Consider the following 17,435-nt stretch of genomic DNA (forward strand, 5'->3'; position numbering starts at 1 on the left):
CTATGAAATTTTATTTTTCACAAATAGGTAGATTATTTGAACTAATAACATCCGGAAAGATTAGAGCTCTTTTACTATATGGTCCTGATAAAGGTTATATAGAAAAAATTTGTAAGCATTTAGTAAAAAGCTTAAATATGCTACAAACTTCTATAGAATACACAGATCTTAATATTCCATCTTTAGAAATATTACTTAATTCGTCTAATTTTTTTGGTCAAAAAGAATTAATTAAAATTAGATCGGTTGGGAATTCAATTGATAAGAATTTAAAAATAATTCTAAACAGGGATTATATAAATTTTCCTGTATTTATAGGTGAAGAAATTACTTCTAGTGGGAGCATTAGAAAGTTTTTTGAAACGGAAGAATATTTAGCGGCAGTTGCTTGTTATCATGACGATGAAGCAAAAATTGAACGAATTATTTTAGGTAAAGTAGCAAAAACTAATAAAGTTATAAGTAAAGAAGCTATTACTTATTTAAAAGCTCATTTAAAAGGTGATCATGATTTAATTTGTAGCGAAATAAATAAATTAATATATTTTGTTCACGACGCACGCGAAATTACTTTAAACGACGTTCTAGAAGTTATAAGTAGCGAAATTACGGCAAACGGCAATGATTTAGCAATGTATTTTTCAAAAAAAGATTATAGTAATTTTCTGCAAGAGCTTGATATATTAAAAAAACAAAATATCAATGAAGTTTTAATTATTAGAGCATTAATAAGGCATTATTTAAATTTATATATAGTGTTGTCGAAAGTAAAAAATGGTGAGCGTTTGGAACTCGCAATAAAATCATTATCACCACCGATTTTCTATCAGTATATTAATGATTTTACGAAGATAGCAAACGGTCTTAGTCTCACTGAATGTCTAAAGACTTTAAAAGTGCTACAACAGGCAGAAGTGGATTATAAGTTAAATCCTGCTAGTTTCGATTTATTCCAAAGTATACTCCAAAGTAAATGAAGAGTAGACAAAGTTTAATTTGGAAAAGAGCAAGGAGACTATAAGGCGAGGAGCGGAGCGTATACTTAATACGTGAGCACCGTAGCTTTTATAATATGATGTAGCCAATTTTTCAAATTAAACGAGTATACATTATGCCTAGACCTGATTTTTCTGACCCTGACAAACAAATTCACGAGATAATTAGAGTTAATCATGCTGGAGAATATGGTGCAAAAAGAATTTATCAAGGACAGCTAAAATATATTAAATCTCAAAATGATCATATATTGATTAAAGAAATGCTTGACCACGAAGAAGTGCATTTAAATTATTTTGAAAAAAAATTACTGGAAAAAGAAATAAGACCCACGTTTTTATTATTTTTTTGGCATCATTACGGATTTTTACTTGGTGCTTTATCTTCCTTGATGGGAATAAAAACGGCGATGCTTATTACCGAGAGTGTAGAAGAAGTAATAGAAAAACATTATGAACAGCAAATAAATTATTTAGAAAATAAAAATGTTGAGCCAGAATTATTAAATAATATTATTAAATTTCGACTTGATGAAATTGAACATAAAAATATTGCTATAATGAATGATAGTACTGAGGCAATATTTGCAGAAATAACTAGTAAAATAGTGAAGATAATTTGTCGTATCTCTATAATTTTAAGTAAGAAAATTTAGAGTTAACAACTTAATTAGTTAAAAAATCTAGAAATATTTTACTTCTAAGATATTAAGAAGATAATAAAAAAACATTAATAATATTATTAGAAATGGTGATGCAAAGAAAAACTTTTTTAAATTTGTTCTTTATTTTTTGCATTTGTATTTTTTAGAATTAATAAATAAAGGTGCCAGGGGTTAAGTTCCGTTGCTGTAAGACAACAACCTCCATTATACTTCATGATTTTACTCACTTATAATAATAGACCTCTGGTATAACTTAATATTAAGTTTTGACAGATTGGTCTTGCAACAATGGAGCTTAAACATTATTAGCAGTCTATATATTAGTTGAATAATATAAAGAGTCAAGAGATTTTAGTTGTCATTGATAATAAATAATGTAATTCTGAGTTACTGGGTATATTTTATATAATCTGCTTCTAGCATTTGCTTTTACATCAATAATAATTTATATTTATTTTATGCGAATAGCAGATTACTTTTGTAGTTTGTTATTGGTGATAATTAGGAAATATAAAATAACAATATGAGTCAAAAGATAATTTTAAATAATTCATATTCTATTACTAAATCGCACTTATTCCATATAGTAGACCCAAGCCCTTGGCCCGTCCTAACATCTTTTGCTTTACTTCTTTTGGTTATAGGCGGCGTCTCGTTCATGCATGGCTACAAATTTAATATATATATTTTATCTGCAGGGATTATTTCAGTAGGTTACTGTTTATATTCTTGGTGGAGAGATATAGTGAAAGAAGGAATAGTCGAACATCAGCATACTAGTCCTGTTAGAAAAGGTTTACAAATAGGTATGGCGTTATTTATCTTAACGGAAATAGTATTTTTTGGTGTATTTTTTGCTTCTTTTTTTAAATCAAGTCTATCACCCGTAGGTCTTTTAGACGGTGTATGGGTTGTAAAGCAGGGCATTTGGCCTCCACCTACAATTAAAACTTTTGAGCCGTTTGATATTCCTTTTATCAATACTTTAATACTACTCTTATCAGGCACTACCATTACTTGGGCTCACTACGCCTTAGAAGAAAAAAATCAAAAAGATTGTGTAACTGCACTTGCTCTTACCATATTGCTTGGAATATTTTTTACAACTATGCAGGCATATGAATATTACCATGCGGCGTTTAAATTTACAGATGGTATATATGCTTCTAATTTTTATTTAGCCACAGGTTTTCATGGAGCTCATGTAATTATAGGTACTATATTTCTAATAATTTGCTACTTTAGAGCAAAAAGAGGCGATTTTACTACAGAAGGTAATGGACATTTAGGGTTTGAATGTGCTGCATGGTACTGGCATTTTGTAGATGTGGTTTGGTTATTTTTATTTACGTTTGTTTATATATTTGGAAGTTAAATTATACTATATGTGATTATAATATTACTTAAAATAAGTATTTTTAAAAGTATTTTTAAAATATTTTTGCATATTAATTAAAATTGCATATATTTAGGAGTTGATTTATATATAAATAAATTATACATTATTTTTTAAATGCTAATTATTTTATTGAGGTAAAACATATGAACTTTCCTATTCGTAAATTAAACGAAGAATTAATCGATTATAATCTATCATTACGCATATTATTTACTATTCTAAGCGTGGCTATTATTATGGTAGCTTTTGATAGCTTAGGTAATAATGCCGACGATCCTGTAGGTGATGCATTATGTAAGTTAATTAAAGTATTCAGAGGCAATACTGCAAAAGGTATAGCTGTTGTCGGTATAATTGTTCTGGGAATTCAAACATTAAGAGGAAAATTGCAGTGGGAAGTAGCTTTAGTGGTAGTTACTGCAATCATTATATTATTTAAAGCTCCAGATATTGTTAATATGGTATCAAGTGATACTAATAGCTCAAGTTGTGGTGTTTCCTAATACACGAAAAAATTATTATATCTTTAGTAATACCCATAAGCTTCGGCTTATGGGTATTTTTATTTTTAAGTGATGTTGTTGCATAGCCCCTATGTCATTCCCACATGGCATCGTTGCGTAGGTCGAAAAATGCGTTAGGTGTTATAGTGTGGCTTGACTCTCTATTGTATGAACGTTTAGTATGTCATTCCTGTAAAGGTAGGGACAAGACGACCTTAATATAGATTATATATTTAATAAAAATAAACATATAAAAACAAGTTTTTATATGTTTTTCTGGATTTCCGCCTACGTGGGAATGACATCAATTGCCTTTATACTTAAGTCAACGGCAACATTTGTACAATACTCAATAGTGTTTTAATTGTTTTGATGGATCACGTGGTTAAACCACGAGATGACAGTGGATTTTGTAGGTCTATGCAACAACATCCTCACTTAAATAAAAGTCCTAATCTATTACCTATAACAATATCAATATATTTTGCTGTAATAGGGATCCCTTCAATATTCATTTCTAGATATATTGCTTGTTTTGCAGGGATTTTTGTTTGTAGTTTTGTAATTGATACATATTCATCTAAAGCTTGATTATTAGTATCTATTACTCTCACTTTGATTATAGGATCGGAAATTAAATAATCAGACTCATTAGATAATTTATAAAATATCTTCATACCGCCTATATGACGAGATTTGCCTAAATTAATTTCTTCTATCTTTAATTGATCATATTTACCTAAGAATTTAAAGCTATCTATTAGTAATATCACTAAACAAAAAATTATAAAGCTAGTCCATAATATTGGAAATATATTATATTTTTTCTTAGTAGGAATATACGGTAAAATAACCGGCACATTAGCATTGTAATGATTTTTAATAGGAGTTTTAATAGTGCCCGTGTTTACTTTATCTTTAAAGTCATTTAATGTACTATTATTATAGTCTAATTTCTGATACCACAAATGGCTACATTTGGAACATTTTACTCGTCGTCCGTTAATACCTATTTGATTGCTTGTAACAATAAATCTTGTTTGGCAATTTGGGCAAGTAATATGCATAGTTAATTATAATTGTTATGTTTGACTTTTATGATAATCTCATTTATTATTTTTGGCAATAAAACAGTTAAAAGATATGTCCTCTCTTATTAAAGAAATTGAAGAAGCTTGGCAAATTAAGGACAAACTTCTTCAAGATTTTTCAAAGCTTATAACATTAAAGCAAACTCTTAATGATAGTATAGAAAGCTTAAATCAAGGTACGATTCGTGTTTGTGAAAAGAAAGAAAATAGTTGGCAAGTTAATGAATGGGTAAAGAAAGCTATATTGCTATATTTTATCACTACGGAATCACAACTTTATAATAACAATTATAATAGTTGGTATGACAAAGTTGCTCCTAAATTTTCTGCAGATACTGATAAAAATACATTCAAAGAAGCAGCTATACGCACAGTGCCCGGAGCTGTTGTTAGAACAGGTACTTATATAGCTAAAAATGTTGTAATTATGCCTTCTTTCATTAATATAGGTGCTTATATAGATGAGGGAACAATGATTGATACATGGGCTACTATCGGCTCATGTGCTCAAATCGGCAAGAATTGCCATATTTCAGGCGGCACGGGAATAGGTGGGGTGCTTGAGCCGTTGCAAGCAAAGCCTGTTATCATTGAAGATAATTGTTTTATCGGTGCAAGATCGGAAATAGCAGAAGGTGTAATAGTAGAGGAAGGAGCAGTAATTAGTATGGGGGTGTTTATCGGTAGCTCTACAAAAATAGTATACAGAGATACAGGTGAAATTATTTACGGCAGAATTCCCGCTTATTCCGTTGTAGTTCCAGGAGTATTACCTGCTAAGGAAGCCGGTAAGCCTGGACTTTATTGCGTAGTTATCGTAAAACAAGTCGATAAAACTACTAGAGCTAAAGTAAGCATAAATGATTTACTGAGATAGATAGATCAATGTGAGCGTTCATGGGTTTTTCACTGTCACCCCGTGGCCTGACCACGGGGTCCAGAAAAAATAACTTCAATATTGTTACCTACACTACATGTTTAATAAAATAAACATATAAAAATAAATTTTTATATGTTTTACTGGATTCCGTGAATAAATCACGGGATGACAGAGAGGAATAATAAGCCGCTTAACACCAGTGAACGGTCACAGATCAATAATATCGCTGATTATACCATTAAGATATCCCTCTCTTTATTGTTGTTCTGAAATATCTGTTTGTTGAATTGCGTTATTATTTGGGTTTCCTAAGAAAGTATTGTATGCCATAAGCATTGCATCTCGTTGTTTTTGAGGATCACGTACAACACCAGCTGCATTATAATTAGCTAAAGCTCCATTATAATCTTCTTCTTCGCTCAATATATCATCTATTTTAGAGTGGCAGCTAGCCTATAGTTTGAGTCACTTCTGCTTTGTCCGAGTACTTATTTAACCACTCTATGGCTTCTTTATAATATTGCACTGGTTGATCGTGTTTAGGTTCTATATTTTTTATAGAAGATAGATAGTGATTTTGTATGAATAAATCACATATTTCAATTAAGGAACTATAGTAATCATTGGATTGAGACCATGTTGTAGATAACATTTCTTCAAATAATGATAATTCTTTAATTTGTAGGTTAATACATATCGGTAAGCTTGAATAACTGGTTTATTGTCTGTGAATTTCTCAATAGAGTCTAAAATTTGAAATATTACCCCTATAAAGTTATTAGCTTGTTTGTTTAATATGATAGCTTGAAATTCTGATAATTGTGCTAATCCTTCAAAACAAGAAAGAGTTTTTTCTATAGCCGGTATTGTATTGGAGAACTTGGTAAATATGGTTTAATATAATCCTCATAGTTAAAAAATTTTGAGTAGTTAAGAGGTGTATATACATTAAAGTCTTCAAAAATTGATTGGATAGTATTAATTATACATTATATATTTATCTGTATTTGTGTATGTAAATTTTCTATCAGACTGTCTTGTTCCTTTAGCAATGAACTTAGCTGCTTTATCTCTAAATTTTGTACTCCTTTTCTCTCTTCTAGGTGTTTTAGTTCTAGAGAGAGGTTTATTTCCCCATTTTGAGAAGTAGGTTTATAGAAAAATTTTATATCAGAGCATTATAATATATTCTGGTTAATAGCAATACTATTTTGTATATCGGCATAATGTTTTCATGATTATTTTCATTATGTTGTGTTATTACGCATATAACATTTCCTTTTAATTTTTTGTGTTCTTCTGTAGGAAAAATATTTTTAAAGTCTTCTATAATCCTGTTAAAGATACTAGGGGATTTTACGGTCTCTTCTTTTACTACTATGATAAATTTTAATTTATCGGTCATTTGAACTAGCTTTTGAATGAAAAATACATTGATTAACTCTTGCACTGTATCGGGTACTCCGTTAGAGCATTCCCAAAATACTTTTTCTGCAATTTCAAATTTTTTAGGATCATATATAGCCGGTTCATATTTATGCTGAATTTCCGGCGTTGTTTCAAAATCAAATAATTTATCAAATGTAAATTCTTCACCGTTTTCGATAATCTTAAGGTTGTTCTCAAGAGCATTTAAAAATGTGCTTTTCCCGCTATAAGGTAATCCTATTACTACTGTAGCTTCTGGTGTTTTTCCTGCTGGTATTAGTGAATAATTCACTTCAGTCAATGCATTTAGAATATTTGCTTTTAAAGAATCAAGAGCAGTTTCTGCTTCTGTGAAAGGTTTAATATCAATTTCTGTGGGAATTTTAAATTTCATATATAACCGCTAATCTATTCTTTAATATAAATTTTTATACTGTCGCTTTCGCCGCTATCGCTGATAGCTCTAATAATAAATTCACCGGCTTTTGCGTTCCATATTACTGTTTCGTTTGGTTTCGCGGTTGCTATTAATTCATTTTCCACAAACCAAAAAATATTTTTGGTTTTATTATCGCTAATCGCACTAAAAGTAATGTTATCACTATCTTTGATTGAATGTACGGAATTTTTTAACGGGTATATAATTTTAGGTTTTTGATGATGCCAATTTATCAACCTATTGCAATGGTTTGTAGGTATCGGTTTCGGTAATATATGTATTCCTGCTTTTTGATAAACCGAAAGTATATCTGTTGGCCATAAATTTACTGTTTTATATTCTGTTTGTCCTTTAATAAAGTTACAAGCAGGCATACCGGTTTTTAAATCTATCAACATTTTTCTATAAATACCGGATTGTTTTATCGGTGATTTGCCTTGAATGAATAAGGTTTCTGCTTTAACCGGACACATATCGTTATCGATATCTCCCGTATCTGCACAAACTTTTACTTTAGTAATATTTAGTGCATTAATTTTTGAAAGGATTAAATCCTCATCTTTATTTGGTCTAGCTATGGATTCGATAATATTAAAGAATAAAGGGGCTGCAGAAATATTACCCGTAAATGTTCCGTGAGTTTGCCTTTGAAATCCCCAACCCAAACAGCAAGTACGTATTTCCCGAATATGCCGACGCTAAGTGCATCTCTAAATGAGCTGGAAGTACCTGTTTTCCAATAAATCGGTAAGTTATGCTTTGTATTATTATAGGTAATAGGACGAGTCGTATCTTTTATAATATCAAGTGTTAAATAGCTTGCCTCGGGGGATAGTAGTACGGTGTCTGTGTCATCCTTGTCCCCTCCTGTGTCATTCCCGCGAAAGCGGGAATCCAGTAAATCATATGAAATTTTTGTTCCAACATTTAGGTAATTTTTTATGGATTCCTGCTTTCGCAGGCATGACATAGTAGAATCCAATACTTTTCTAAGCGGTTTATAAGTACCGAAATTAGCAAGCATAGCATAAAGAGTAGTTAACTCTTCAAGAGTAATTTCTGCTGTGCCGAGTACTATAGATAAACCGTAATTTTCAGGTTTTCGTAAGCCTCTAATTTTTGCTTGTTGTAAGAACTCATAAAAATTCGGGTTTTTTAACTTAGACGCCAGAAATATTACAGGTACGTTACGGCTCTTTATTAACGATTCTCTAGCACTTAAACCGCCTGCAAACCTACTATCAAAATTTTCTGGTTTATAATGATCGTAGTAAGTAGGTGTATCCTTTAGTAAAGTTAACGGATGTATTAGTGATTGATCAAAACTAAGTGCATAGACAAACGGTTTTAAAGCTGAGCCTGGAGATCTATGGCTTTTAGTGCCGTTAATCTGTCCACAAATATCGTTATTAAAAAACTCTCCGGAGCCAATACTTGCAAGCACTTCCATAGTAGTAAAATCAATAAGAATTACGGCGGCATTATTAATGCCATATTTTTTCCGATCATTAATATATAGCCGAACTTGTTTTTCTATAGTAGCTTGCAGATTTTTATCTATAGTAGTGCGTATAATAGGGCTATCATTATTTGCTAGTATGTCTAAAGTAAAATGCGGTGCAATAAAAGGCAGCTTTTTATTTTGATTAAATTTAACCGGCAAACTAATTAACTTATTATAAATAATATCTTGTGGGTGAATCGTGAGCCACTTGGTAAATAGATATTTACGTGCTTTAAAAATATTAATATCATTCCCGCCTCTTTTAAGCGGATTTTGTGGGATTACTGCAAGGTTTAGAATATCGATCAAATTTAAATCTTTTAGGTCACGATTGAAGTAAATATAACTGCCGGCTGCTATCCCTTCAATATTACTACCGTAAGGCACTAGATTTAGATAAGCTTCTAGGATTTCATCTTTTGAATAATGTAGCTCTACATGAATAGCTTTAATGATTTGATGGATTTTACCAAGAATAGTAGAAGAGTTTATTCCATATCTTAAACGTGCTACTTGCATTGTTATAGTAGAGCCGCCTATTTTACGATTATTCTGTAAATAAGTAGAATAAAAAGCTTTGGCTAAAGAAACGGGGTTAACGCCAAAATGCTCATAAAAATGCTTGTCTTCATATAATAGTACTGCTTCTATAAAACTTGCCGGTATTTTACGTATAGGAGTGAATATCCTATATTTATCGTCTTTAGAAAGCGAAATACGCATTAACTCGCCGTTTCGGTCAAATACTCTTTGTGAGAAACTTACGTCTTTAAGTAAAGGCGCAGGAGGAATAGCAAAATATAATATTATAATGCCGCTGATTGTAATAAAAAGTAATTTGGTTTTGCGAGACAAAGTATATACCTTATAGTTTAATGTCATTCCCGCGTAGGCAAGAAAGCGCGGTTGCGTGGAACAATTTTTGCGTCATTGCGAGGAAAAACTGTAAGTTTCGACGAAGCAATATTGGAAAAATTCCTGAGATTGCCACGCTCACTAACGTTTGCTCGCAATGACGACTTGGGTATTCATGCGGGAATGACATCGTGTTATATAACAATCATTATAAAGCATTTTAAAAATAATGAAAATTTTAATAATATAGCTTGCATGTATAGAAGTAATACTGTATCTTGTTCCACAAGATTTTAATAAATTAACTAAACGTTAACAATAAGCTTTACATTTCCTATAAATAAAATATCATATAAAATCCACGTTACTATCCTATTTTATAACTTATCGATATAAATTTTTTAACATAATATTTTTTATGTATCATTATCTTCAATAATAAAAAAGTATTAATATTTTAAGTAATTGCTAAGATTTATTAAAGAGAAATTAGATATTATGAAAATATTAAATCTATAAATTCTAAACTTACAAAATTATTCTTACTTAGCTGTGCTAATGCTGCAATCCTTACCGCTGTGACCGGGGAAGCAAGAGCAGATATAGAAATCTATGATATATTGAACCATACTGCTGACTACCAAATATTAACTCCTGCTCAAAAGCTTAATGTTATAAAAGGAATTCAGGACCGTATAGATTTTGGTGACCTTGTTGACGATCTTATGCCGGGGGAAAGCAGATTATTCAATAACGCAATAATAGAAGTCACTAGACTTCAAGCAGTTGCTCCTGTACTTAACGGTGCTAGAGAAAGAAGAGAAGCACGTGCAGCCGGTGTTGAAGTTGTTGATTTAACAGGTAATACAGCAATAGAAACAGGACGTAACGAGCAAGAGATAGTTCTAGAAAATAGACTGTAAGTATTGGCAATCCTTGCTAAAGCTGAAGGGGCAAATGCTGTCAGTATTAACGATAAAATTAAAAAGGCTATACATTTGATAACATAGAAAATTTAAATACACCTTTGGAGCAGTTAAAATATATAGCTATGACAGGCGGTGTAGATGCTAATGACGATTTAAAAGTTGTAAATAATTATGTTGGGGCTCCTTTAACAACAAAAGCTTTTGAATATGTATTTTGGGGTACTAATATTACTGATCCTACTGTAAGAAGCATCGATATTAATGCTAAATACTCTGAATCAGGAAACAGCCCTTTATTAAATAAGTTTAAAAGCGTAGCTACTCCGGAAGCAAAACATAAATTATTAGATCAATTTAAAAACTATGTTAATCAAAACTTAGTTGAGCTTGAGTCTAAACAATCTAGTATTCCCATAAGACAATCCGTAATGAAGTTAGCTGATCCTGCAATAGTAGTTAATTATTGAGAGCAGGTGGCTAAATTAAAAGAAGCATATATTGATAACGGTAAAATTAAGATAGTGAATGAAAACGATAAGGTAGTTGATGAGCAAGGTCTAAAAAGTTATAACAAGATTTTAAAAGATGCCGGTTTAATAACTAAAGATTTGGATGGTAAGAAAATGCAGGCATTGATAAATAATTGCGATGCTTTAACAATGAGTGATCTGGTACTTGTCCTAAAAAAGACTGTAGGTGAAATAAGAATAGATAATGAGGGTCTAGTAGGTCTTGTAATATAGCACCTCAAGCAATGGCAGGAGTAGTACTGCCTCTTCCGCCTCTACCGGGTGGAGTAGCAGCTCCTCCTACGGCATATAAGACTTGCAATAGCTAGGGATATAGCAAATCTAGATGCCATAGGTGATGGGGGAACTAAAATTAGCAGGTTATGAATCTAAAGGCAAAAGAAGATGCTACATTAAGAGGAAGAATAGCTGCACCGGCACCGGTTGTAGGCAGAGCAGTCGCAGAAGTTCTTGTAGCTCCGAATACTTTAGACAGAATATTTCATAATGAGATGTATTTAGCTAAAAATAATGGAAATCCCGGAAAGCTAGAAGTAAGAACATTAGGTGCAGAAACAGATTTAGGGATTACTATCAAAACACTTTTAACTTTAGAAGAAAGGAAAAGTTCACTTAAGTCTTTAGCATTATTTTCAGAAGCAAAGCCTGATAAAGCACAATTAATGATAAAAGCTGAGAATATTTGGAATAGACTAAAAGATGATGATGTAATAAAGCAAATTTCAAGGCAAGCTTTAACTTTAAATAATAAAATAGCCAACAAGGAATTTTTAAAAGAGCTATTTTAATGAAGAAGAACATAATGCAATAGACCGTTAAACTATACTTTTGATAAATTACCGCTGGACTTACAAAATCATATTACGGCAAGACGTACTGAAATAAAAATAAAAGATAAACTACAAGATAAGAAAACAATTATATCAAGAATAGATTATATTGCTAAAAATGAAAATGTTTTAGGAGCAAATTCTTTAAATAATGAAATAGAGATAAAATTTCCCGATGTACTAGACTAGCTCTTAATAAAGGAGACGTACGCGATAATATAGCCCTTACTCCTAAAGCAAACGAAGTAAATACTCAAATAAATAATTGGATTAATAACAACATTGTTAATTTAACAGTGGAAAGTAATATAGATAGCGGCTAACATTTTTATAAAATAAAGCTGTACCGGCAACATTATCAAGAATTTATGAAACGGCAGTTGATACTAACGCTAGATTACTAAGAAAAGTTTTAGCCGATAATGCAGCTGGTTTATCTAAAGCTTCTAAAACCATTACAGAGAAAAATATAACAGACGCTGTACAAAATAATTTTAATGCAAAAATGAAAGTTTTAATACCTAATACTAAAGATTTCTCAAAAGAGGCAATTGTAAAATTTCTTAATATAATAAGTGATGAGAAAGTAGAAGTGGTATTAAAAGGAGTACAAGCAGTGAAAGCTGCTAATACCCCTGTTATTGCACCGGTAATAGTGGTAGCAGGTGGACTGCCACTACCTACGAGGGTAGGATATAATGGGCTTGGTATGGACGGTTTAGTCAGAAAGAGGAACAGTCTAAAGCCTATCGTAAATCTTTTTCCTAAAAAAAATGCTGTGGTTGCAGTGGCAGTAGCTTATATTGCTCCTACTTCTAAAATAGGGGACAAAATACGAAACCGTTGTTCAAGCTATAGCAGCTTCAGTTGATACGGATTTAAAAAGAGAGTTAGCAATAAAGACTCAAGGAAAGGAAAAACTAAAAGCATTAATTGTAGAAGAAGTTTTGGAGAAATATACAACTAAAAATGCAGATGCACTTGATGGTAATATAAATCAATTAGCTCAAGCTATAAAAGAAGGAACCAATATTGAGTTCATAGGTCTTAAAAGAGAAGTAGCAAGTGGTATAGATCAGGAAACAAGAAATCTATGTGTTAGAATGAATCAAGATGCAGGATTAATGCAGCAACTTAAAGCGAATAATTCTAGGTTAGCAGCAATTATAGAAGCGGCAGCTGTAAATAAAGCAGAAGTTGCTACAAGACATCCTGAGTCAGCAGCAGCACAAGCAGTAGCAAATGGAGACGTAAGCTATGGTGGAGTAGTTGTAGTAGCTCCTGCTGTTGCTTTTGTGGCTCCTGTTGCACCATTGGTTTTACTGGCAGATCCTGAAGAGGATGCAGCAGAGGTAATAGCTGTTCCTGCAGTTGCAGTGCCATTAGCAACGGTACCGGTAGTTATTAATATGGAAGATGTAGGGGTAGTTCCGCCTCCGGTGGAAGAAGCTCCACATACTGGTGCGGAAATTATGATTGTTCAACGTATAAAGAGGATTGTTCCTGTGGAGGGCAATATTGAAGGCTTTGATGATAAAAATGATGATTTTAACATTGAAGAAGATTATGAAAATGATGATTATAATATAATACAGGAGCGAACAAAAGTAGAAGTATCTAGTAGTACAAATAAATCAGAATCTAAGGATTCTGAAGTTAGCCTTGAAAACTCGAAGCAAGAATAAGCTAGACAAGAAGAGGAGGCAAAAGTAGTTGCTTCTATAAAGGAAGCCGCAGAAGCAAGCATTGCTGAAGTTGTAGAAATGCAAAATGCAGTAAAACAAGAAGAAGAAATGATTGGAGCAATATATAATCTATAATCCGATTCATGATATCACTCAAATGAGCTGTAATATTTCGCATAGAATGTTCTCTAGTGCTGCGGGTGATGAAGATGAAAAAGTGTTAGATAAAAGCCTTTGTATTGCAGGTACTTACGGTACTAATACGCGAAAAGGTTTTGCCGGTTATAAAGGTCATGCTTCGGGCGGTTATAGGTTTTGATATTGGTGCTGATAACTACAAAGATTTAGTCGGTATTGCTTATACTAAATTGGATTCAAAGTTTAAATCTAACGGTAGCAGGTCAAATACTAATATCGATAGCCATATCGTAACTTTATACGGACAAAAAGAATTACCGAAAAACTTTATGATACAAGCTATGTTTGCTTACAATCATAATATAGTAAAGAGTAAAATCAACCGTTTAGGTACTATTGCAACCGGTAAATATAAGCATAATAATTATAACTTTGAAACTGTATTAAGTTATAATCATCTTATGAATGGTGATATTACGCTCACTCCAAATCTTGGTATAAGATACGGCCACTCTAAAGACGATACATATCAAGAAAGTGATGTAGGTATTCAGCATTTGGGTATTGCTTCTAAAAAGCAGCATTTATAGAGCGGTATTTTAGGCGGTAAGGTAGCTTTAGCACCGCAGAAAATAGCTGAAGGTTTCAGTGTTACGCCTGCACTTCAAGCATCTGTAGAACATTACTTTAATGATAATAGTAAAAAACTTAATGCTAAAGCAAAATGGAAAGATAGAGAAGTTAATGAAACTATCGCATTACCGAAGCAACCTAAAGTCGCTTATAATATTGGTGCTAGCGTTTTAACTGAAAAAGATAATGTAGGCGTATTACTTGACTATAACTGTCATTTACAAAAGAAATATCAAAGCCATCAAGGCTTTGTGAAGTTGAAAGTGAAGTTATAACAGCCAAAATCGTCATTGCAAGAAAAAATTGTAAATTTTGACGAAGCAATCCAGTAAAAAATGCTAATTTATAGCATTTTTTTTATTTTTTGTGGATTGCTACGCAGCCTACGGCTGCTCGCAATGACGATTATGGACCCACGCTAGCAATGCACTCCCAAGAGTCGTAAATAATTATTACTCGTCTCTTACTACTAACACTGATATATCTGAATGACGGACGATTTTAGAAGCATTAGGTCCAAGCATATAATCTTTTAATTGTAGTCTGACTGCAGAGATTATTATTAAATCGGCTTTAATTTCATTAGAGTGCTTAATTATTTCATCATAAACGGCACCGCTACCTATATAATAATCTGTTTCAATTTCATCGGGAATATATTGTTTGATCAGCTCTTTAATTTGAGCTTTATACTTTTCTTTTTTCTCCGTTCTCCAATGTTTAGGTAAATAATCTTCAAACATTTTCGTACCGAATTCAGGAATTACATACATAAAATGTAATTTTGCTTGAAAGTTCGTCGCAAGCATTAAAGCCTTAGAAAGAATACCTTTTATAGATTTTTTATCATTTAAATCTATAGGTATCAGTATATTTTTAAATATAGTATTTTCAGACATAATATATTGTTAGTTTTTGTTTCTTACTGAATCATGTTTTGGTAGAACAAAATTTTTAGTATCGGCGAAATAGTTAATGTCCAGGTTATTTAATAAGTAATTAGAAAGTTTAAAATTTGCTACGTTTCTATGAAAAGCTCCGATAAATTTATCTAAAATATCACGATTCGCCTCATCTCTAGTTACTAGGATTGCCGATACTTTTACTGTAGTTTGATCATTGGTAATCCCTGGATATAAGCCCTTATGAAGTATGGCTTTATGCAAAGCTCTATTTTGTTTTATTAATTCCGTTATTTTATCATTGTCAATAGAAATGAAATCAATTTCACACTTATTAGCTATTAAATTTACTAAGGGGTTAGAATGTCCAACCATCATTATTATAGCATCTATTTCCTTATTACAGAATTGATCACTAGAATCTTCATAATTAATGTGTAGTTCTTCAGGTTCCTTAGCAAATTTATATAAAGAACGTACGACATCATAAGTAATATGACTACTGGAAAATGTCGGACCATTAGTTATTTTTTTTCCGTCAATATCAGCAAAAACTTTTATTTTATCCTCATCTTTTACAATAACCGTAAAAAACTCATCATGTAGATTAAGCACCTGACGTAAATTTTGCATTTTTTCTTGATCGTGATAATAACCTATGCCTTCATATGCTTCTACTGCAATATTAGCTTGCACTAGGGCTAAATCAATTTTGCCTTGTTGTAATAATTTTAAATTTTCTATACTACCGTTTGTTGCAACAACTTCGCATTTAATATGTTCATTATTTTTATTGTCATTTGTAATAGTCTTGCATAAATCAAGTCCAATAGCATAATATCCTTTTAAAATAGAGCCGGTACCGATTTTAATGACTTTTGGAGCAGCATAAATATTACTGCAAATAAGAAATATGCTAATAATAGTCGCTAGTTTAAAATTGTTCATAAAACGAATTTGAATTATTTGCGGTATTTTTGGTCTTCTTTATGTTCACCAAGTTTTAGTTCTAATAAATTAATAGAACCGATATTTATTCCTTTGTCTGAAAACTCAATATCAAACTTAGCTTTTTCTATATTGTTGTAAGCCGAATTTGCATTATTTTGCTCTGTATTTAATTGCGCGTCGGAAGCTTTATTAATTGCTTTAGCAATAATTGTTTTAATTATTTTCTTAGAAAAAATAATATTATTCGGTAATAATTTATCAACTATGGAATTATAATTTTCCAGCTCAAAATATAGTTTTCCTTTCGGTAATTTATTGGCAAAGAGTTGTAAATCACCGTTTAAATTAACTTTAGAATCATTATCACAAGTAAAAATAAATCTTTCTATATTAAAATTTTGTAAAATAGTTGAATCTTCTCCGTCTTCAGCAAATTTTAAAGAAGCAGCAATATCTAAATTAGCATTTTTAAAATTCACAATATCTTTTTCTGAATAATAATTCATGTTTAAAAATAAGGATATATTTTCCTTACTTGCTAAATTCTGTTTTCTTATAAGAAATGCTAAATCATTAATTTTAAAGATTTCTTGATTATCTTTAAATATCAATAATGCTTTATTATTTAACTGAATTGATTTTAATAGTTCTTTTAAATTATCATCTTTTGATATTTTATATAAAGGTTTATTAAATTTTCCTATACCCTTTATGTCATCATCGCTGCGTACATCATAGGTAAATGTTTTGTCGCCGTAATTATCGACTTCTCTAATAAAAGGACCGAAATTAAGAGCGGCTCTTTTAGTACTAAAAGCTATATTTAGGACAATATTTTCGCATGTAAATTCTTTAGAATTTAAATGATCAATTAATTTTACTTTAGGATCCGTTACGGTAATTTTCCAATTAAAAGGATAGCCTGAAAACTTAACTGCATTATAAGATATTTTAAGATTATCGGATTCAGAATTCTTCATTAAACTTACAACGTTATTTTTTATAGTATATGCAGTTGCAAACCATATTATAGTAAATGCTAAAAATACAAAAAGAAGTATTTTACGTATCACTTTTT

At 31.2% G+C, this 17,435-nt stretch carries 18 protein-coding genes and 4 pseudogenes; 14 read left to right on the forward strand and 8 right to left on the reverse strand.

Features of this window, described 5'->3' with window-relative positions:
- The first annotated feature begins 2 nt into the window (after nt 1-2).
- The 4 genes from holA to RAT170B_RS00670 all read left to right on the forward strand — a co-directional run bounded on the left by holA (nt 3) and on the right by RAT170B_RS00670 (nt 3,562).
- Nucleotides 3-977, forward strand: a complete 975-nt coding sequence (gene holA / locus RAT170B_RS00655; RefSeq protein WP_045805338.1) for a DNA polymerase III subunit delta — start codon at nt 3-5, stop codon at nt 975-977.
- A gap of 134 nt (nt 978-1,111) precedes the next feature.
- Nucleotides 1,112-1,651 carry a demethoxyubiquinone hydroxylase family protein gene (locus RAT170B_RS00660; protein ID WP_014013946.1) on the forward strand — a complete coding sequence of 180 codons (540 nt, stop codon included), beginning with the start codon at nt 1,112-1,114 and terminating at the stop codon, nt 1,649-1,651.
- A gap of 532 nt (nt 1,652-2,183) precedes the next feature.
- Complete coding sequence (locus tag RAT170B_RS00665) at nt 2,184-3,035, forward strand: cytochrome c oxidase subunit 3 (RefSeq protein WP_041404303.1); 852 nt, start codon at nt 2,184-2,186, stop codon at nt 3,033-3,035.
- 167 nt (nt 3,036-3,202) lie between these two features.
- Entirely contained in the window at nt 3,203-3,562 is a 360-nt protein-coding gene (locus RAT170B_RS00670) for a TrbC/VirB2 family protein (RefSeq protein WP_045805339.1), read from the forward strand.
- A 434-nt stretch (nt 3,563-3,996) separates the two neighbouring features.
- On the opposite strand, the gene RAT170B_RS00675 is transcribed toward RAT170B_RS00670, so the two are convergent.
- Nucleotides 3,997-4,629, reverse strand: coding sequence for an MJ0042-type zinc finger domain-containing protein (locus RAT170B_RS00675; protein WP_014013949.1), 633 nt, complete (start codon nt 4,627-4,629; stop codon nt 3,997-3,999).
- A gap of 76 nt (nt 4,630-4,705) precedes the next feature.
- Between RAT170B_RS00675 and dapD the strand changes: the two genes are divergently transcribed.
- The gene (gene dapD / locus RAT170B_RS00680; RefSeq protein ID WP_014013950.1) at nt 4,706-5,530 is read left to right on the forward strand and encodes a 2,3,4,5-tetrahydropyridine-2,6-dicarboxylate N-succinyltransferase; all 825 of its coding nucleotides are present in this window, start codon (nt 4,706-4,708) and stop codon (nt 5,528-5,530) included.
- A 258-nt stretch (nt 5,531-5,788) separates the two neighbouring features.
- On the opposite strand, the gene RAT170B_RS10175 is transcribed toward dapD, so the two are convergent.
- The 4 genes and pseudogenes from RAT170B_RS10175 to pbpC form a co-directional block, all read right to left on the reverse strand.
- Nucleotides 5,789-5,956 carry a hypothetical protein gene (locus RAT170B_RS10175; protein WP_186786273.1) on the reverse strand — a complete coding sequence of 56 codons (168 nt, stop codon included), beginning with the start codon at nt 5,954-5,956 and terminating at the stop codon, nt 5,789-5,791.
- Nucleotides 5,957-5,981: 25 nt separating this feature from the next.
- Nucleotides 5,982-6,185, reverse strand: a complete 204-nt coding sequence (locus tag RAT170B_RS10180; RefSeq protein WP_186786274.1) for a hypothetical protein — start codon at nt 6,183-6,185, stop codon at nt 5,982-5,984.
- A 513-nt stretch (nt 6,186-6,698) separates the two neighbouring features.
- A complete protein-coding gene (locus RAT170B_RS11965) occupies nt 6,699-6,983 on the reverse strand; it encodes a hypothetical protein (RefSeq protein WP_045805501.1) in 285 nt (94 codons plus the stop codon).
- Nucleotides 6,984-7,369: 386 nt separating this feature from the next.
- A pseudogene (pbpC, locus tag RAT170B_RS00690) lies at nt 7,370-9,759 on the reverse strand (penicillin-binding protein 1C).
- A gap of 578 nt (nt 9,760-10,337) precedes the next feature.
- On the opposite strand from pbpC, the pseudogene RAT170B_RS00695 reads away from it, so the two are divergent.
- The 9 genes and pseudogenes from RAT170B_RS00695 to RAT170B_RS10945 all read left to right on the forward strand — a co-directional run bounded on the left by RAT170B_RS00695 (nt 10,338) and on the right by RAT170B_RS10945 (nt 14,461).
- Nucleotides 10,338-10,769 (forward strand): annotated as a pseudogene (locus tag RAT170B_RS00695) (cell surface protein).
- Between the two features lie 17 nt (nt 10,770-10,786).
- Entirely contained in the window at nt 10,787-11,155 is a 369-nt protein-coding gene (locus tag RAT170B_RS10930) for a hypothetical protein (protein ID WP_261368613.1), read from the forward strand.
- A 6-nt stretch (nt 11,156-11,161) separates the two neighbouring features.
- Nucleotides 11,162-11,431 carry a hypothetical protein gene (locus RAT170B_RS00705; RefSeq protein ID WP_024704462.1) on the forward strand — a complete coding sequence of 90 codons (270 nt, stop codon included), beginning with the start codon at nt 11,162-11,164 and terminating at the stop codon, nt 11,429-11,431.
- Between the two features lie 11 nt (nt 11,432-11,442).
- Nucleotides 11,443-11,705: pseudogene (locus RAT170B_RS10935) on the forward strand (hypothetical protein).
- Nucleotides 11,706-11,709: 4 nt separating this feature from the next.
- Nucleotides 11,710-12,006 (forward strand): cell surface protein, encoded by a 297-nt coding sequence (locus RAT170B_RS10185; RefSeq protein WP_261368614.1) that lies wholly within the window; start codon nt 11,710-11,712, stop codon nt 12,004-12,006.
- 547 nt (nt 12,007-12,553) lie between these two features.
- Nucleotides 12,554-12,919: a hypothetical protein gene (locus RAT170B_RS10190; protein WP_037215253.1), complete on the forward strand. Its 366-nt coding sequence runs from the start codon at nt 12,554-12,556 to the stop codon at nt 12,917-12,919.
- 76 nt (nt 12,920-12,995) lie between these two features.
- Complete coding sequence (locus RAT170B_RS00720; RefSeq protein ID WP_261368615.1) at nt 12,996-13,733, forward strand: hypothetical protein; 738 nt, start codon at nt 12,996-12,998, stop codon at nt 13,731-13,733.
- A 112-nt stretch (nt 13,734-13,845) separates the two neighbouring features.
- Nucleotides 13,846-14,052 carry a hypothetical protein gene (locus RAT170B_RS10940; protein WP_052691948.1) on the forward strand — a complete coding sequence of 69 codons (207 nt, stop codon included), beginning with the start codon at nt 13,846-13,848 and terminating at the stop codon, nt 14,050-14,052.
- Nucleotides 14,027-14,461: an autotransporter outer membrane beta-barrel domain-containing protein gene (locus RAT170B_RS10945; protein ID WP_261368616.1), complete on the forward strand. Its 435-nt coding sequence runs from the start codon at nt 14,027-14,029 to the stop codon at nt 14,459-14,461. The genes RAT170B_RS10940 and RAT170B_RS10945 overlap by 26 nt, the downstream gene beginning before the upstream one ends.
- 495 nt (nt 14,462-14,956) lie before the next feature.
- On the opposite strand, the gene RAT170B_RS00730 is transcribed toward RAT170B_RS10945, so the two are convergent.
- The 3 genes and pseudogenes from RAT170B_RS00730 to RAT170B_RS00740 all read right to left on the reverse strand — a co-directional run bounded on the left by RAT170B_RS00730 (nt 14,957) and on the right by RAT170B_RS00740 (nt 17,430).
- Nucleotides 14,957-15,403 (reverse strand): universal stress protein, encoded by a 447-nt coding sequence (locus RAT170B_RS00730; protein ID WP_012736528.1) that lies wholly within the window; start codon nt 15,401-15,403, stop codon nt 14,957-14,959.
- A gap of 9 nt (nt 15,404-15,412) precedes the next feature.
- Complete coding sequence (locus RAT170B_RS00735; RefSeq protein ID WP_045805340.1) at nt 15,413-16,354, reverse strand: TAXI family TRAP transporter solute-binding subunit; 942 nt, start codon at nt 16,352-16,354, stop codon at nt 15,413-15,415.
- Nucleotides 16,341-17,430 (reverse strand): annotated as a pseudogene (locus RAT170B_RS00740) (hypothetical protein). The gene RAT170B_RS00735 and the pseudogene RAT170B_RS00740 overlap by 14 nt, the downstream one beginning before the upstream one ends.
- Nucleotides 17,431-17,435 lie beyond the last annotated feature (5 nt).

The sequence above is a fragment of the Rickettsia argasii T170-B genome (genome assembly GCF_000965185.1).
Classification (GTDB): Bacteria; Pseudomonadota; Alphaproteobacteria; order Rickettsiales; family Rickettsiaceae; genus Rickettsia; species Rickettsia rickettsii.